This is a genomic window from Clostridium paraputrificum (assembly GCF_900447045.1).
GTDB classification, from domain to species: domain Bacteria; phylum Bacillota; class Clostridia; order Clostridiales; family Clostridiaceae; genus Clostridium; species Clostridium paraputrificum.
Genome location: NZ_UAWH01000015.1, coordinates 339158 through 356958 on the forward strand (window position 1 = coordinate 339158; position 17801 = coordinate 356958).

At 30.3% G+C, this 17801-nt stretch carries 16 protein-coding genes; 2 read left to right on the forward strand and 14 right to left on the reverse strand.

Annotated features, from left to right (window positions below):
- Window positions 1–11 precede the first annotated feature (11 nt).
- The 6 genes from DR024_RS13165 to DR024_RS13185 all read right to left on the reverse strand — a co-directional run bounded on the left by DR024_RS13165 (window position 12) and on the right by DR024_RS13185 (window position 8767).
- On the reverse strand, window positions 12–806 hold the full coding sequence (locus DR024_RS13165; protein WP_111918996.1) for a hypothetical protein: 795 nt from the start codon (window positions 804–806) through the stop codon (window positions 12–14).
- Window positions 799–993 (reverse strand): hypothetical protein, encoded by a 195-nt coding sequence (locus DR024_RS17565; protein WP_146742887.1) that lies wholly within the window; start codon window positions 991–993, stop codon window positions 799–801. Before DR024_RS17565 ends, DR024_RS13165 begins: the two co-directional genes overlap by 8 nt.
- A gap of 106 nt (window positions 994–1099) precedes the next feature.
- A complete protein-coding gene (pulA, locus tag DR024_RS13170) occupies window positions 1100–4285 on the reverse strand; it encodes a type I pullulanase (protein WP_111918998.1) in 3186 nt (1061 codons plus the stop codon).
- A 244-nt stretch (window positions 4286–4529) separates the two neighbouring features.
- Window positions 4530–5033 (reverse strand): QueT transporter family protein, encoded by a 504-nt coding sequence (locus DR024_RS13175; RefSeq protein WP_027097786.1) that lies wholly within the window; start codon window positions 5031–5033, stop codon window positions 4530–4532.
- 228 nt (window positions 5034–5261) lie between these two features.
- Window positions 5262–5951: a hypothetical protein gene (locus DR024_RS13180; RefSeq protein ID WP_111919000.1), complete on the reverse strand. Its 690-nt coding sequence runs from the start codon at window positions 5949–5951 to the stop codon at window positions 5262–5264.
- Window positions 5952–6208: 257 nt separating this feature from the next.
- A complete protein-coding gene (locus DR024_RS13185) occupies window positions 6209–8767 on the reverse strand; it encodes an SH3 domain-containing protein (RefSeq protein ID WP_111919002.1) in 2559 nt (852 codons plus the stop codon).
- A 415-nt stretch (window positions 8768–9182) separates the two neighbouring features.
- On the opposite strand from DR024_RS13185, the gene DR024_RS13190 reads away from it, so the two are divergent.
- Window positions 9183–10676, forward strand: coding sequence for an immunoglobulin-like domain-containing protein (locus DR024_RS13190; RefSeq protein ID WP_111919004.1), 1494 nt, complete (start codon window positions 9183–9185; stop codon window positions 10674–10676).
- A 61-nt stretch (window positions 10677–10737) separates the two neighbouring features.
- On the opposite strand, the gene DR024_RS13195 is transcribed toward DR024_RS13190, so the two are convergent.
- From DR024_RS13195 to DR024_RS13220, 6 genes are all read right to left on the reverse strand, one after another.
- The gene (locus DR024_RS13195; protein WP_027097782.1) at window positions 10738–11685 is read right to left on the reverse strand and encodes a TRM11 family SAM-dependent methyltransferase; all 948 of its coding nucleotides are present in this window, start codon (window positions 11683–11685) and stop codon (window positions 10738–10740) included.
- A gap of 47 nt (window positions 11686–11732) precedes the next feature.
- Window positions 11733–12164 carry a hypothetical protein gene (locus DR024_RS13200; RefSeq protein WP_051195918.1) on the reverse strand — a complete coding sequence of 144 codons (432 nt, stop codon included), beginning with the start codon at window positions 12162–12164 and terminating at the stop codon, window positions 11733–11735.
- A 109-nt stretch (window positions 12165–12273) separates the two neighbouring features.
- Window positions 12274–12894: an ABC-2 transporter permease gene (locus tag DR024_RS13205; protein WP_027097781.1), complete on the reverse strand. Its 621-nt coding sequence runs from the start codon at window positions 12892–12894 to the stop codon at window positions 12274–12276.
- 21 nt (window positions 12895–12915) lie between these two features.
- Window positions 12916–13533, reverse strand: a complete 618-nt coding sequence (locus tag DR024_RS13210) for an ABC-2 transporter permease (protein WP_055183832.1) — start codon at window positions 13531–13533, stop codon at window positions 12916–12918.
- Window positions 13526–14386, reverse strand: coding sequence for an ABC transporter ATP-binding protein (locus tag DR024_RS13215; RefSeq protein ID WP_027097779.1), 861 nt, complete (start codon window positions 14384–14386; stop codon window positions 13526–13528). Before DR024_RS13215 ends, DR024_RS13210 begins: the two co-directional genes overlap by 8 nt.
- A 5-nt stretch (window positions 14387–14391) precedes the next feature.
- On the reverse strand, window positions 14392–14766 hold the full coding sequence (locus tag DR024_RS13220; protein WP_027097778.1) for a GntR family transcriptional regulator: 375 nt from the start codon (window positions 14764–14766) through the stop codon (window positions 14392–14394).
- Between the two features lie 308 nt (window positions 14767–15074).
- Here DR024_RS13220 and DR024_RS13225 point away from each other — a divergent pair, with 308 nt between their 5' ends.
- Window positions 15075–15668, forward strand: a complete 594-nt coding sequence (locus tag DR024_RS13225) for a zinc dependent phospholipase C family protein (RefSeq protein ID WP_027097777.1) — start codon at window positions 15075–15077, stop codon at window positions 15666–15668.
- 143 nt (window positions 15669–15811) lie between these two features.
- On the opposite strand, the gene DR024_RS13230 is transcribed toward DR024_RS13225, so the two are convergent.
- Window positions 15812–16015, reverse strand: a complete 204-nt coding sequence (locus DR024_RS13230; RefSeq protein ID WP_055253929.1) for a hypothetical protein — start codon at window positions 16013–16015, stop codon at window positions 15812–15814.
- Window positions 16016–16352: 337 nt separating this feature from the next.
- Window positions 16353–17801 (reverse strand): IMP dehydrogenase (locus DR024_RS13235; RefSeq protein WP_111919006.1); only part of this gene is annotated, 1449 nt, incomplete at its 5' end.

The following is a 17801-nucleotide window of genomic DNA, read 5'->3' on the forward strand; positions in this document are numbered from 1 at the left end:
AGAAGAGTACTTTACTCTTCCTTTAAACATTTATTTGGATCTAATTTTATACTCTTCCATTTTCCATCCTCTTTAATGTATTGAGCTACCTCTATATCATAATCATTAGTCAAAATGTAGAACTCAATTCTATAGTCTTTATTATCTGTTCCCTTAAAATAGATATTTTTCACATATCCTTCAGTGTTTGCCTCATAAAATTCCTTAATAAGCTTACACCAATCACCATATTCAATTTCAACTTTAGATTTACCATCATAGCTCCACCCATGATATGGTGCACAAAGATATTCCTCTGGTGATATAGTTATATCTTTAATTTTATATACACCATTTTCATTAGAAAGATTTATAAAGCCATAATAATATACAAAGTTTGCAATATTCTCTTTTGATCCTTGTATTGTCTCTATTTCAAAGAAATACTTCATTTCATTTTCTGTATTATTAATAATTCTAAACTTAATTAGATTTATGTGCAGAAGATTTAAAAAGGAATTTTCATAAGCTTTAAAGTTAACCCTTTCCTTGTATTCTTTTGTAAAGAATTCATATGCTATTCTATAAGGCTCTCTCCACCTGCCTATAGTACCACAACCAGCCCACTTATCCCTCTCAACATTTGCAGCTTCCCTTAGTACTGAAAAATAATTGATTATAGTCTTATTAGGAGTAATTAAATAATTGTCTGGAATAACTACTTTTTTACTATTTCCACTATATTGGTTTAATAACTCTTCTGCTTCACTAGATGTATTTAAAATAGGAATATTTGAAGGTCTAAAATATTTCTCATAATCACTCATACATTACTTCTTCTTCGTAATATTTAACTTTTTCACCTCTAAACAAAACTCCACCAGCCACAAGAGTATTATCTTCTCTACTAAACTTATAGAATACAGTTCCTAATATACATATAAAAATTAAAACAAATATTATAATTCTTTTCTTATTAATAACAATAAACATAACAAATCCTTTAATAAACATTTTATTATATTTTTATTCTGTTAAACCCTTTTTTATAATAAAAAAACGGACTGTATCAGAAATCTGACACAGCCCACATATATAAAGGGGCGCAATTTTATGAAAATTACTTACTTAAAGATTGTTTCTTCTTAGCAAATACTCCTACTGCTAAACCAGAAACTAATAATAAAATTAGAATTGGTAATGTACTACTTTCATCACCTGTCTTACTTGGGTTACTACTATTATTACCTTCTACCTTATTATTATCAGTATCCTCTGATGGTTTATCAGAGTCCTCACCATTATCAATTTCTCCTTCATCAAAGCTTGACTTATCAACTAAGACATAAGAAGTTTGAGCTGGAATTGTAACCTTTGAGCCCTCAATAGTTGCTAATTTCTCTATACCAGCATTATTTTGATCCACTACTACAACCCAATCTTCACCAGGTAAAGTTACTTCCTTCGCTTCATTATTTGCATTAAATACTACTGCTATATTGTCCCAAGAATCTCCTACATTTGTTCCATCTAATGTATAAGCAACTAAATTCTTGTCTTCTACATCTATAAACTTAAGATTATTTTGAATATCTTCAGTAGTGTTCATTCTAAAGGACTTATGTGACTTTCTAAGAGAGATTAATCCTTTATAGTAATTATTTAAATCACTATATTCAACCTTTCTTTTCCAATCTATTTTGTTAACACTATCTGGAGCGTTATAGCTATTTTCATTAAAGCTTCCATCTGGATTAACCTTCGTTCTAGCAAACTCTTCTCCTGCTTGAATGAAAGGAATACCTTGTGATGTATATACTATTGCAGCTGACATCTTGTTCATTAATAGTACTTCTTCTTCTGATGCATTAGGATTAGTAGTTTGAAGTTTGTCCCATAGAGTTAAGTTATCATGAGCTGAAGCATAGTTAATTGTTTGATATGGTTGATTAGCCCATGCCTTAGTTCCATTGGCAACCTTACTATAATCTACTTGTGAGTTCTCAGTAGCTGCCACTATACCAAACTTAATAGTCTCTTCAAAACCTTCGCCACCATTTACAAAAGCAGGTGCAGTAGCTGAAAATACATGCCCTTTTATACCATCTCTTATATCATCACTAAAAGCAGCAATTTGCATGTTTCCATATTTAGTTGTATTAGCTTTAATTGCTGCATCTTCAGAAGATAATGGTGAATCTCCTCCTGTCCACCCCTCTCCATAGATAAGTATAGTTCGATCTATCTTATCAAGTTCCGTGCGAATTTCTTTCATAGTGTCTATATCATGTAATCCCATTAAGTCAAATCTAAATCCATCTATATGATACTCTTTAGCCCAGTATACAACTGAATCAACAATTAGCTTTCTAACCATTGAACGTTCTGAAGCTGTTTCATTACCACAACCTGATCCATTAGAGAAACCACCTTGTGAATTTTGTCTATAGTAGTAATCAGGAACTGCTAGGTTTAAATTAGAATCTAAAGTAGCACCTGTATGATTATAAACCACATCCATAACCACTCTAATTCCTGACTTATGCAATTCTTGAACCATTTCCTTGAATTCTTTAATTCTTATTTCACCAGCATATGGATCTGAAGAATAAGAACCTTCAGGCACATTATAGTTTTGAGGATCATATCCCCAGTTATATTGTTTTGTATCTAATTTTGTTTCATCTATTGATCTATGGTCAAATGTTGGAAGAATATGAACTGTTGTAACTCCCAATTCCTTTAAGTGATCAACACCAGTTTTTACATCACTTCCTGGAATAGTTGTACCTGATTGCCATACTCCATTATATTTTCCCTTATACTCTAAAGTAACACCTGAGTTCTCATCTATTGAAAAATCTCTTATATGCATTTCATAAATAATAGAGTCTGTAGGATCCACTAATTCTGGCTTAGTATCATTTTCCCATCCTTCAGGATTTGTTGATGCTAAGTCAATAACCATTCCTCTGTTACCATTTACCCCTACAGCTTTAGCATATGGGTCAGTAACCTCATTCACCTTCCCATCTATTGTTACTAAATAGTTATAATACAAACCATTTAAATCTCCAGCTTTTTCAATATACCATATTCCATTTTCACCTTTAGTCATAGCTAGTACTTCTTCAGCACTATTTGTATAGTTACTTCCACTCTTACCATACAAAGCAAGCTTAACTTCTGTTGCCGTTGGTGCCCATAATACAAACCTTGTTTTATCCTTAGAATAATTAGCTCCTAAAGTACCCGAATAAGTATAAAGTTCTGCAAATTCTTCACTATCATATATCTTTCCTAATGAAACTTCCTTACCATTAAACCCTTCTATTGATAATTGATATTTAGAATTTAGATCTAAGTTTTCTCTTACCTTAATAGCACCTTCCATTAAATTATCATTTACTGTTACACTCTCAATTTCAAGATTATTATTATCCTTTGTTAAGGTAACTTTATTTAATATATCTTTTGAAGGTAACTTAAAGTTAGTCTTAAAAGTTATATCTTTTAAAGTGTCAATTTTTGCAAATGTTATTTTAGGGTCCTTTACTACATCCTTTTCTGAGTAATATACAGTACCTTCTCCTTGAACAACATATGCATTAATTAATCCATCGTTGTTAGCATAAACCTTATTTATAAATCTATCTGACTCCCAATCCTTTTGAGACCAATCTGATTTTCTTATAATAAAGCCTATCTTATCATCAGCACCTACATTGTCATAAGACATTGAACTTACTCTTCCAAAATTACTCTCAACAAAAGGATAACCTTGTCCAGCATTACTTCCAAGCCACCCCCATACATCCCAATCAGTATATTTACCATCAAATCTGAAATAATTAAGGTTTACTGTAACCTTATCAAAATCTGATTTGATCTTCCTTTCTGATAATGTCGGTTCTGAACCATTCTGATTTACCACAACTTCTGTATCGCCTTTATTTAATTCCACATACTTATCATCATTGAATACTTTTTCTGCCCAATCATTTCCTTGAACACTTTTCCTAATGATAAATCCTAACTTTCCTGCATCTTTACTAGTTTCGACCACAGCAAACTTCCCCTCACTGTCATCACCAATAAAGTCTACTCTTTTACCCTCTTTATCTTCCTCCCAAACCCAAAGATTCCATCCATCATAGTTAGAATCTTCTCTACTATAACGAATCTTAATAAAAACCGATTCATTTTCAAGTGAAGCACTTGTAAAAATAGGCATTTGTATTAAAGATACAATAAAAACGATTACAATAAGCCACGAGAAAACTTTCCTCTTCTTCAATTTTATCATCTCCTCCATTCTATTATCAAACTTATTCTACTAATTTTCAGTATTGATGTAAATTATTTCTACAAGCCTTTATAATAACGAAATTCTTTTAAAGTAATGATTACACATCTTAGTTGTGAAAGTAAATTGACTTAAAACTTTCTTTTAGGCTTTATTATATATTTTACCTAATATATTTCTCATTTTACTTTTACATTAATTGCAAAAAGAAGACTCTAGTTTTTGCTAGAGCCTTCTTTTATACTTAAAATTCTTCCTTAAGTAATCTAGTATATCTATTTTGTATCATTTTAAATATCGGAATCCCCACTATTGTAATAACTACAAATTCACCTAATGCAACTTCACCCATGGTTAACCATAAAGGTGCTCCTACCGTAACATTTAACATCCATCCAATAATTATTCCATTAAATATTGTTGGCCATAATGAAGCTATAACTAAAGAAGCTTTGTTCTTTATATATTTTGCTGTTAAGCTTATAGCTCCAACACTTATAAATGTTGCTAAAGTTCCAAAAATAACATCCATTGTTCCATTTGGTCCAAGCAAGTTAGCTATGAAACATCCTAGAGTTAGTCCCCCTATGTAGAAAGGATCAAAGTAAGCTAATAATACTAGAATTTCAGATACTCTAAACTGAAAATTCCCATAGCTTATTGGTGCAAGTGCAACAGTTAATAATGCATATAAAGCTGCTATTACTGCTGTTCTTACAAGTCTTTTTGTTTTTAATTCATTTGTCATAATAACTACTCCCCCATTCTTCGAGAATTAGTTCAAGCCATGCAAAACAAAAAAGTCGTAGAAGAAATTCTTCCACGACAATAAAAAGCAATATAAATCCTATGCTTTGTTGCCGTAGTTTTGTTTATTGACAGGAGGCTCACGAACTGTCTCTATTTAATTCACTAAAACAGTATATATCAACTAAATTACAAAGTCAATACTTATGCTCTTTATTTTCTAATTACTTCATTGATATAGCACTTGTCCATCCTTATTATATACATCTATAAGTTCTCCCCTATATTGCTGATCTAAATTAGTAAAATTAACCTCTGTTGCTTTTCCACTAACTAAAGAATACTTATATTTATTACCTAAATTATCTACTACATTCACTTGTATTTCATAATTTGAATTCCTCTTTACATTTTCTTCTATAGAAAGATTATTATTAGTACCTATGTCATTAATTACAAATTCCTTTGATGAAATAATCTTATTATTCTCAAGAATATCAACTGTATATTTATATATTTGAATTTCATTTGGACCCCCATCCTGATAGCTACCTGATAAGTAAGATATATTAGTTTCTAGGTTACCTTTTAGTTTTAAAATTTCATTTCTATAGCTAATGGAACCATAATAATTAATAATCTCGCTCATATTTCTATCATAATTAAATAAACCTTTAGCATTTTCAATTTTTTCTGTATTTCCGTTCTTAATAACCAAGTATGAAGGAAGATCATAATCACTTATAAGAGAGTTATCATCTTTTGGTTGGAATCTAATCCTGTTTAACTCTCCACTTAAACCATTTATATAATCATTATTAATATCTATTTTTTTATTAAGCTTAGTTATATAACTTAATGAAATAATATTTATAAAGATAAGAATTCCTATTATAATTTGTAAAGTATATTTTTTCATATTCCCCCCTAAATCCATTACTTCACCTTAATTGTATAATACAGGAAGTAGTTAATCAACAAAAAAGGTCGGGGGTATTTATTTTGCTTGTTTTATCGCAAGTTCCAAATCACAGAAAAATAAATATCTATTCCCCACATACTGATGGTAAAGAAAATGTAATAATACCTTTGATTTATAGCTAATTAAAATTTTATAACTAATCTAGAGATTAAAAAAGAGAAATTGCAAAACAATTTCTCTTTTCTAAATAATAATTAATTTATGAATGTCGGTATGTCAAATTCAAAGACTACTCCACACTTTTCTAAATATGGTGCCATTATTCTAGCTTGTTTTTCTGCCCAAGCTATATCAGAAGCATATTGATGCCATCCAATACTTGTAGAACTCATATTCCATCTCATCTTATATAATGTATTTTGATTATATTTAGTACTGTTTATATAGTTTTTGCTTATCCAACTAGCCCCCTCTGAAATTGCTAGTTCTGGAGTAAACCATCCTTGTTTATATGCATATTCTGAGCCACCTCTTAATGGATCACTATCAATTGCTCCTACACCATACATATTGTAAACAACCCTTGGTTCAACTGGGACACCATCAACTTCTGTTACTAACACGCCATTTGATAGTGTTGATGTACCATTACCTGTTTCAAGTCTAGCATGTGAAAGAAGATACATTACATTTACATTGTACTTTTTAGCACCTTCTAAGAATGCATTACCTTTTCCAGATAAAATTCCTCTTCCTTGTATAACTTCATTAATTACAGACATAGGAATTCCATTTACATAGTTTAACTTCATAAACATATACTTACTAACATCATTTATAAAGTTATTTGGATTCATATAATATTTAATGTCTTCAAGAGAAGCATTAACCCACTTTCCATCCTTTTGAACCATATTTAACTTAAGAAATTGTAACTCAGCAAATTTGTCTACAGTTAATCCATAGTTACTTGATCCGGTACTTATATTAATATACTTTGAACTTACATATGCTGTATTATCTTTGTACTTTATTTTGTACCAACCATTTTCTTCTCCAACAATTTCTACTATATGGTTAATAGTTACTGAACCCTTTATAGCATAACTTGTCCCAGCTCCACTTCTAACATTTAGGTTAGATACATTAACAGCTCCAATAGATATAACCTTTAGATTTTCTTCTGGTTTTTCATCAGGTATCTGTGGCTTATCTTCTGGAACATCCGGAACTTCAGGAGTTACAGGTGGCACTACTGGAGTAGTTGGCTTTTCATCTAGTAGCCTTACATAATCTTTACTTACGAAACCAGTTTTATCTTTAAAGTTAATTTTATACCAATTACCCTCGCTACCTATAATATCTACCTTTGTTCCATCAACTAAATATCCTAATACAATAGAATTAGTATTTGCTGCTGATCTAACTCTTAGATTACTTCCTGTATTATAAACTTCACCTTTTTTTACAACTACTTCTGGCTTATTATCAGGTTTTTCTTGTGTATTATTATTGTTACTTGATGTTTTAATTGTTACGTAGTCCTTATGTACATATCCATATCCTGAACCATACTTTATCTTATACCAACTTCCATTAGTATCAACTATCTTTACGACTGAACCGTGATTTAATACTCCTAGTATCTTAGTATTTGTTCCTGCTCCCTCTCTTACTCTTAATCCATCTGTTGCATTTACAGTTCCATCCTTTTCAGTAACAGTAGAACCATTGTTATTATTTGATGAATTATTGTTTTGAGATCCTGAACCTGTTGACCCAGTAGATCCTGAAAAAGTTATTTTTATATAATCTTTATGTACATATCCATACCCTGAACCATACTTTATCTTGTACCAGCTCCCATTAGTATCAACTATCTTTACGGCTGAACCATGAGTTAATACTCCTAGTATCTTAGTATTTGTTCCTGCTCCCTCTCTTACTCTTAATCCATCTGTTGCATCAACAGTTCCATCCTTTTCAGTAACAGTAGAACCATTGTTATTATTTGATGAACCAGATGAACCATTAGATATTTTTGTAATGTAATCTTTATGAGAATATCCTACTTTCCCATTAAAGTTAATTTTATACCATTCTCCACTTTCACCAGTTATTTCAACCTCTTGTCCACCTAAAAGGTATCCAATAGTTAAAGCGCTTGTGCTTGGGGCTTGTCTAACTCTAAGATTACTTGTAATATTCTTTACTTTTCCTTTAGTTATGTTATTATTTGTACCAGATTCAGTTGTTTGAATAAGCTTAATATATTTACTATGTACAAATCCTGTTTTATTACCATAACTTATGTTATACCAATCTCCACTTTTAGAGTTAACTTGTACAACTTCTCCATCTTTTAATATTCCAATTCTGGCTGAAGTTGAACTAGCAGCTTGTCTAACATTTAATCCTACTCCACCTGTGTTATATACCTGTCCCTTTTGAACCGCTCTAGACGCTTTAGATAATGTAGTAACTTCTATATATTCCTTTGACACATATGCTTCATGTCCTTTAAAGTCAATTCTATACCATTCTTCAGTTTCACCCTTTATATTAACTACTTCACCATTTACTAAATATCCTATAACTGTTGATTGTAAGCTTGCACCTTCTCTTACTCTCAAATTACTATCAACGTTTACAACCTTTCCTTCGTATGAATCATTTAAATTCATAATGCTTTCTATATCCAAAATATTATCACTAGTTAATTCTGTAGCAGCTACAGAACTATTAGCTAATGACATTCCTCCTGAAAAAGTTGCACCAGCTAAAATTATTTGTAGTATTTTTTTCTTATTCATATAAAATACTCTCCTTAATAACTATATTGTAAATATTCATCGAATATTATCACTCTTATTTTACATTATATACTAAGTTAACCATCATTCCTATATACTTTGATAAATTTAGTAAATTTTTTAAGGTTTATTCTATACATCAATCACTAAATTATTTACTTGCATTTATTAATATAAAATCAATTAGTATTTCATTAAAGTTTTTATAAAAGTCAGCTTGATTTATTTATCAAACAGGCTTATACTGTTAATAAATGGATATCTATTGCGATATTAGCTAGTTCTAGCTATAAGAATTCTTTAAATGACATTTCAAAAATTAACTCTAAAATTACATCTCAGCATTACATGTAAACTTTTACCTAGATTTTATTGACATAAGAAAATATTAATTAAATTAGGAGGCGTATTAATAATGAGAAAAAACTTCTTTAAGAAAGTTTTTTGTCCATGCATCATGATACTATCTCTCTTGTTACCTATGTCTTTAAAAGTTAATGCAGCAACTTCTGCAGGTTCTTTTGGTGCTGGAGTAGGAATTAAAAATTGGCCAACCCAAGTAAATGCCCCATATGTAGATATGGTAGATTGGGTAACCAAACAAGGCTACTATGTAGGTGAAGATACTGGAGGACCCGCAAATTTAAGTAAATTATCCCAAGATACAGGTATTAAATTCTTTAACTTAGCATTTATTCAGTCTACTGGTTCAATCTCTAATGGCAAAGTTAATTGGGGATGGGGTGGATACTCTGTTTTATCTGAAGGGAAGATGAATTCTCAATATGATGCAATTAAACAATCTTTAAGAGAATTACGATTGCTAGGCGGAGATGCTACAATATCCTTTGGCGGAGCTAATGGAGTTGCTTTTTGGCAAACATCTCAAGATATTGATGTTTTATATAACACTTATCTTGATATTGTAAATGGATATGGTTTAAAAAGAATAGATTTAGATGTAGAAGGTGGAGCTCAAAACAAACAAAATAATATTGCTAATGCAAAGGCAATAAAGAAGTTACAAGATGAAACAGGAGTTGAGGTTTCTTTAACTCTACCTGTTCTTCCATCAGGACTTACACAAACACAACTAGATGTTTTAGAGGCTTATCTATCCAATGGCGTAAACTTAAAATACATTAATATAATGGCAATGTGCTATGGAAGTGGTGTACTACAACCTAATGAAAACTATGGTACAGCTTCTGTAAGAGCCATGGATTCTACTAAAAATCAAATAAAGGATTACTACAAAAAATATGCAAATACTACCCTATCAGATTCAGAGGCTTATGCTAAATTAGGTGTAACTGTTTCTATAGGATATGAAAGTGGTTCAGACCCTATATTTACTCCTGCATGGTCTCAACTTGTTACTAATCACGCAAAAGCAAATAATATAGGAATGACCTCCTATTGGTCATTAAATAGAGATGCACTACTTGATAATAATTCAGGAATTTCTAGTCAATATGAACATTCTAAAATTTTTGCAACATTTGGATCTTCTCAAGCTGATCCAAGTAATACCTTACCTATAATTTTAGGAGTTGCAGACAAACAACTTCTAATTGGTGACAGCTTTAGTCCATTAGATGGTATAACTGCAACTGACAAAGAAGACGGAGACTTAACAAATAAAATAATTGTTAGTGGCTCTGTTGATACTACAAAGGCTGGAACTTACACAATTACTTATGCTGTTACAGATAGCAAAGGTGGAAGTACTATAGCTTATTCAAAGGTTACTGTAATAGACACATCTATTCCTGTATATGACTCATCGAAAATTTATCTTTCAGGAGATATTGTAATGTACGAAGGTGTTCAATATAAAGCAAAATGGTGGACATTAGGAGAAACTCCAGGTGCATCACAATGGGGGCCTTGGGAAAAAATAAGCTAAGCCTATATCTCTACCAATTATAATTTTAGAGGATGCATCACTTTTTGTGAGCACCCTCTATTTAAATACAAATACTTATGTATCTAATAAATTTCCCTTTAGATACCTTACATCTATCAATAATTTTAAATCCAGCATTATACACAAATTCATCCATATCTTCAAAGGTAACTAAAATTAATTTATCTGCTATTTTCCTTGCAGAATTTATAATATCCATCTGTTCACTAGGTCTTATTGGTGTAAATAATCCATAAGGTAAATCTATTATTGCCACATCAAATTTCTCTTCTATATCCTTAATATCCATTCCTTTAACCACATCATTATAACCAAAGAACTCTAAATTTCTTCTAGCATTACTACAGATCTGTTTATTAATATCAAATCCTTTAATATTAAATCCCATGGACACTCCTTCTATAACAACTGTTCCTACTCCACAACAAGGGTCCACCATTTTTATATTAACGTCATTGCCTCCAGCTATATTAACTAAGGCTCTTGCCAGTTTTATACCTAAGGAATTTGAATATGAGTAAGGCTTTTTATCATGAATATGCCATTCAAAGTCGTTCTTTTCATATTCACCAAAATACCATCTGTTCCCTACTTTGCTAATTCCAATTCTTACTCTAGGGTTATGAATATCAGGCTCACCAGTTATAACAAAACCAACTGCCCTTAAACTGCTTAATCTCTCTTCATAGGTTGTGTTCTTCTCTTCTGCTTTAACATAAACAACCTTAAAATCGTCATAAGATAGATTTTCTTCCTTTATTTTATTACAAATTTCTTCTACACTATCTCCTTCATAAATCACTTTTAAAGCTTCTTTTATAAATGGACTTCTTGAAGGATTAACCCATATATCAGAGAAAAAATACTTTTCTTCTATGTCATTCTTAAATAAAGACTTCATTTCCATTTTATATAACTCCTTTTCATAAGGAGGATAGTTTGCAACGTATATATACTTTTTATCATCTGTATTTATATTTTCTAACATATAATAATTTCCTTTCAATAACTTAGATTATTCTAAGTATACCATATCTATAGTCCAAATACAGGTAAGCTTAAATCTCTCTCATAAATTCCCATAACACCTCTTAAAAAATACATATATGAAATCATTCCAAATATATTTCCTAAATTTATATCTTCATCAGGACTAAGTGAAAAATCTATTTCACCATTATTAAATTTTTCTACTAAATGTCCATACCTAGCAAAGCCTATATCAAAAAGAATACTTCTTGCTATTACTGCTAAATAAGCAGATTCTAAAGCAGGCACATCTGGGTCTGGCAAGTTTTCTGATGTATTCTCATATTTACTATAAACTAGGTCTATACTTTCAATAGTTGATATATATGATAAAACATCTGACACTATAAATACTAAATTTCCATATAGTTGCAGATCTAAAAGCCTCAATGTTTCTACATCTTCATCTGTAAGATTATAAAAGTTATTGTTTTCCACCTTGCCTCTCCTAAAGATTACTACCTACTTATAATATAGCCTTGCCTTTTTTCTTTGTGATAAAATTATAAAAAGACGTGCATCAATAAAGATGCCCGTCTACATTAAATTAACTATATTCTTTTCTTTCGTAGATATGTAGAACAACCACATACGAAAAGAAAACACATATTACCAAACAAATAATGCCTAAAATAATTAATACATATATGTTGGTACTTGGAAAAGATTCAATTGTTAACTTCCATGTTGAGTTTACTATAAGAACCATAGGAATAATTATCAAACAATAGTCCAATGCATTGACTTTCTTAAAATCATAAAAAAGTGTTCTAGGTAAAGTAATTGACAATAATACTCCAACATAAAATAATTCCAAAAGAAATACCATCCCAATAGTTAAATCTATAGAATCTTTTATTATTATACTTAAAATAGTAATTATAATAATTGATATTATGCTACTTATTATATTGAAAAGATATCTTGAAAAAATGTATTCTTTATTAGATACAGGTAAAGACCTAACTAGATTATCAACATTGCATCTCTTCTCTGCACCTAATGAACTGAACATTACTACAAAGAATACAGCTATTATAGAAACTAATAAAAGTTCAGGAAAAATCAATGAACTTATAATTCCTAGGCTTAATGTTAATATTATGGTTTTGTTCATTGACATCATATTTATATATTGCATTCTCAAAAGATATTCTATGTTCTTCATTGACCATCCCCCTAATAAATATTAAAGTTCTACTCTCTTATATATATTAACTGTTACTAAATAAGATATATACATTATCAATATTGTAACCAACATAATTAATAAAAATAATATATTCTTATTCAATATATTTATGTTTATATCACTTAATAGCTCAGGTAATTTCATTGTAAACATAAGTGGTAAAACTGTAAGAATAATCACAACTATCTTACCTTTTTCAGGGCCTAATATTGTTACAATAGGAGTTATTATTCCTACTACTACACTTCCAATTACAAGAGCTGATATTATAACACTTTCCACTGATATATATGGGCTTCCATTTAAGAATATTGCAACTATACTCATAATTCCAATAGAAATGAAAATTCCTATTATTCCAAATACATACCTAGATAAAATATATTCATTTACCTTTATTGGTAGTGTTCTTACAAGATTATCTATATTACATGCTTTCTCTCTTCCAACAGTAATATTGGTAAATGCTATAACTATTATTCCAACAGCATATGTGGCCATCTCTGGAATTACAAAAGGTATAAGTACACTTATTCCAATCATAGCTAAAAAAGTTCTATTTAATGAAAATAAATTTTCAAATTGCATTTTAACAAGACTTATAACATTACGCATTTTCATCACCTCTAGTATAAAATAGTAAAATATCTTCTAAAGTAGCCTTATCATAAACCACTTCTTTTCCAAATATCTCAAAAGCTTTATTCTTATCAGATGTCATCCCCTCAAATCCATACCTATTTATTTTTATTCCTCTTAAAATCTTCTCAGATTCCATGTCTAAAAGCTCAGTTTTTCCCCTTATAATGGCATGTTCTTCTAATAGTTCATCTTTTATTCCAGTTAAAATTATTTTACCTTCATAAATCATAACTATATAATCTGCTGTCTTTTCTAAATCAGATGTTATATGAGTAGAATAAAAAACTGTTGCTTCCTCTCTTTCAATATGCTCCTGAAGCATTTCTAACAATTCACTTCTAACCCTTGGATCTAGGTTAGCAGTTGGCTCATCCATAATAATTAGCTTTGGATGATGAGATAAGGCAATTATAAGTTCAAATTGTTTTTTCTGCCCCTTTGAAAAATCTTTATATAGCTTATTTTCATCTATTCTAAACTTACTTATATACTTTTTATATAAATCTTCATCCCATTTTTCATAAAAATTACTCATGTACTTTTTTATATTCTTTACCTTAACAGTATCTAGGAAACCTGCTTCATCCCCAACATAACCAATTTCACTTTTATAAGCGAAGTAGTCTCGTATATCATTATTAAAAACCTTTATGATTCCAGAATCCATCTTAAGCATATTCATTATTAATTTTATTGTTGTAGTTTTACCTGAACCATTCGGTCCAATAAAACCTGTTATATAACCACTTTCAATTAACAAATCATCTATAGAGAGTTGAAAGTTCCCTCTTCTCTTCTTAACTCCTTTAAATTCTATAGCTTTCATAAAAATTACTCCTCCAAAAATAAACTTTTAAATATTTCTAAGCATTCATCTAATGTTAATCCAATAGCTTTAGCTTGACTAATAGCATCATCTAACTTAATTTCTATTTCACATATAGCTGCCTCCTTAAGTCTGTCAGAATTACCTTCTGATACAAAGGTTCCTTTTCCAGCTACTGTTTTTATAAAACCTTCTTTTTCAAGTTCTTCATATGCTCTTTTAGTTGTTATAATACTTACCTTCAAATCTTTTGCTAGCATTCTTATTGAAGGTAAGGCTTCACTAGGCTTTAATTCACCATTTAATATCTGATTTTTTATTTGATTGGAAATTTGTTCATATAATGGAACTGATGAAGAATTACTAATTAATATATTCATTTTTCCTCCTAAGTGTATATATTATCCATATACAGATATTAACACCTATATACACAATAATCAATACTAATATCAATTTTTTAATATTTTTCCACATTATGTATACTTTTAAATGAAAAATATTTCAAAACCTAGTAATATAAGATTAAGTTTAGCTACTTTAAAACTTTACGGAACAATAAATTCCCTTATAGGTAACAATTACAGTTTTACTTTTTTAATTATCTCCGTTATATTTAAGTTAGTAATTTAAGAACTTTTGCATATAATAAAACCACGTAACAAAATTTTTACGGGAGCTAGATTTTATGAAATTAAAAACGCATTTATTTATAGCAAAAAAAATAATAAATAATAACAAGGATAATGTTTTATTAAAATATTACTCACCATTTTTTTATCTTGGAACAATATTACCTGACTTGATTGCTTCTTATAAAGTTCATCCCCACTACTTTGAAGAATCATCAGAATATGTTTATAGCAAAATAGAAAAAATCTCAAACTCAGGTAAACTTAATATATTTAACTCTATAAGAGCAGGTATAGTAGTTCATTATTTATGTGATTTCTGTTGTCATGCTCATATAAGAGGAAACTTCGATTCATTAAGAAAACATCTTAAATACGAAAATGATTTAGAGAAGTTTATACTTGAGGAGGAAAATAGCGAAGTGGCAATGGATAATAATATAAACACTGAAAGCTCAAATATATTATACGGGCCAAAAACTTTGAATTATTATATAATTGAACAAATTAAATCATATAGACTAGGAGCCCCTAGTTATATGTGGGATTATAAAAATGCTACAGAGCTATGCTCTACTGTATTTAATTCTTTATTTAACCTTTGTACATCTTATAGCATAATTTATAGAAAATTAGCATTTAGTAACTAAAAAAGGTGTGGCGGATATTTATTTCCCTTGTTCCGTCGCAAGCTCCAAGTCACATGGAAACAAATCCCCCCCACCCGTACTAAAGGTAAGTAAAAAAGGAGCCAATACTGGCTCCTTTTACTAATATTCTATTTTCCCTAATTTTAAAACAATGATTTGTTAAGTATAAATATATTTTCTATTTCATTATTATCTTCATCATAATATTTAACATCTGCACATAATATATATCCAAGATTCTCTCTTTCAAGTAATTCCCCTTGCATATCTAATAGCATTCTAGGTTCCATAGGAAGATTAACCATAGCACCTTTCCCTGTAATATCACAAAACATTTTAACTTTCATACTAAGCCACCTCCAAAACTATTTAATATACTTAGTATTAATGAAAGTACAAACATTTATTTAAATCCCTTCATTGCAATAATTTTTTAGTGGATAGATAATAGTTAATAGTGAAAAGTTATGGATAATTTTCTTACAGAAAATTTTTAATCCTAAGTGCTTGTCCATCCTAATGAACATAAAATTAGAATAAAAACTATCTTCCAATAAAATATACTTTCCATTTAATACAGCCGACTTATTAATTGTAAAAAACACTAGCGCTAGCAGAATTTCCTCCGTAACTTCTTATCTATACTGTGCGAAGCACTGCTTGTACCTTCTTACCTTATACCTTCTATTTTACCGTCATTCCATTCTTGTCTTTTAATAAAACATCATGTGCTCCACCTTCAACTATACTTGTAGATGAAACTAAAGTTATCCTTGCCTTTTCTTGAAGTTCTGGAATTGTTAAGGCCCCACAATTGCACATAGTTGATTTAATTTTTGCTAAGGTAACCTCTAAGTTGCCATGCAAGTGGCCTGCATATGGAACATAGGAATCTACTCCCTCTTCAAAGGAAAGCTTGTTTGCGCCCCCCATATCATATCTTTGCCAATTCCTTGCTCTTGCAGAACCTTCTCCCCAATATTCCTTCATATAGTTACCATTTATAATTACTTTATTTGTTGGACTTTCTTCAAATCTTGAAAAATACCTACCAAGCATGCAGAAATCTGCTCCCATGGCAAGAGCTAAGGTAATATGATAATCATGAACTATTCCACCATCAGAACATATTGGAATATAGATTCCCGTTTCCTTATAATATTCATCACGTGCTTTTGCAACCTCAATTACAGCTGTAGCTTGTCCTCTTCCAATACCTTTTGTTTCACGAGTGATACATATAGATCCTCCACCTATACCTATCTTTACAAAATCTGCTCCTGCTTCAGCTAGGAATCTAAAGCCTTCTCTATCTACTATGTTTCCAGCCCCAACCTTTACCTTATCACCATATTTTTCACGAATAAAGGTAATAGTTCTCTTTTGCCATTCTGTAAACCCTTCAGATGAATCTATACAAAGAATGTCTGCTCCTGCATCTATTAATGCTGGTACTCTTTCTTCATAGTCTCTTGTATTAATTCCAGCCCCTACAACAAATCTCTTTTGCTCATCTAAAAGCTCATTTGGATTTTCTTTGTGAGAATCATAATCCTTTCTAAAAACAAAAGCAACAAGTCTTTGTTCATCATTTAATATTGGAAGCGCATTAAGTTTATTATCCCAAATTATGTCGTTTGCCTCACGAAGACTTATTCCTTCCTTTGCATAAATAACCTTGTCTATAGGCGTCATAAATTCAGAAACCTTAGTAGACTTGTCCATACGACTTATACGATAATCTCTACTTGTAACAATTCCAACCAACTTTCCTGTAGATGTTCCATCATCTGTTACTGCAACTGTGCTATGTCCAGTTTTTTCTTTTAAATTAAGTATATCTTCAAGAGTTTCATCAGGTTTTATACTGGAATCACTAGCAACAAACCCAGCTTTATAATTCTTAACTCTTCTTACCATTTCAGCTTGATTTTTAATAGTTTGAGAACCATATATAAATGATATTCCTCCCTCTTTAGCAAGGGCTATAGCCATTTTATCATCTGATACTGACTGCATAACTGCAGAAACAAGAGGAATATTCATAGTTATAGAAGGTTCTTCACCTTTTTTAAATTTCACAATTGGTGTTTTTAAACTTGCTTTTGCTGGTATACATTCTGCTGATGAGTA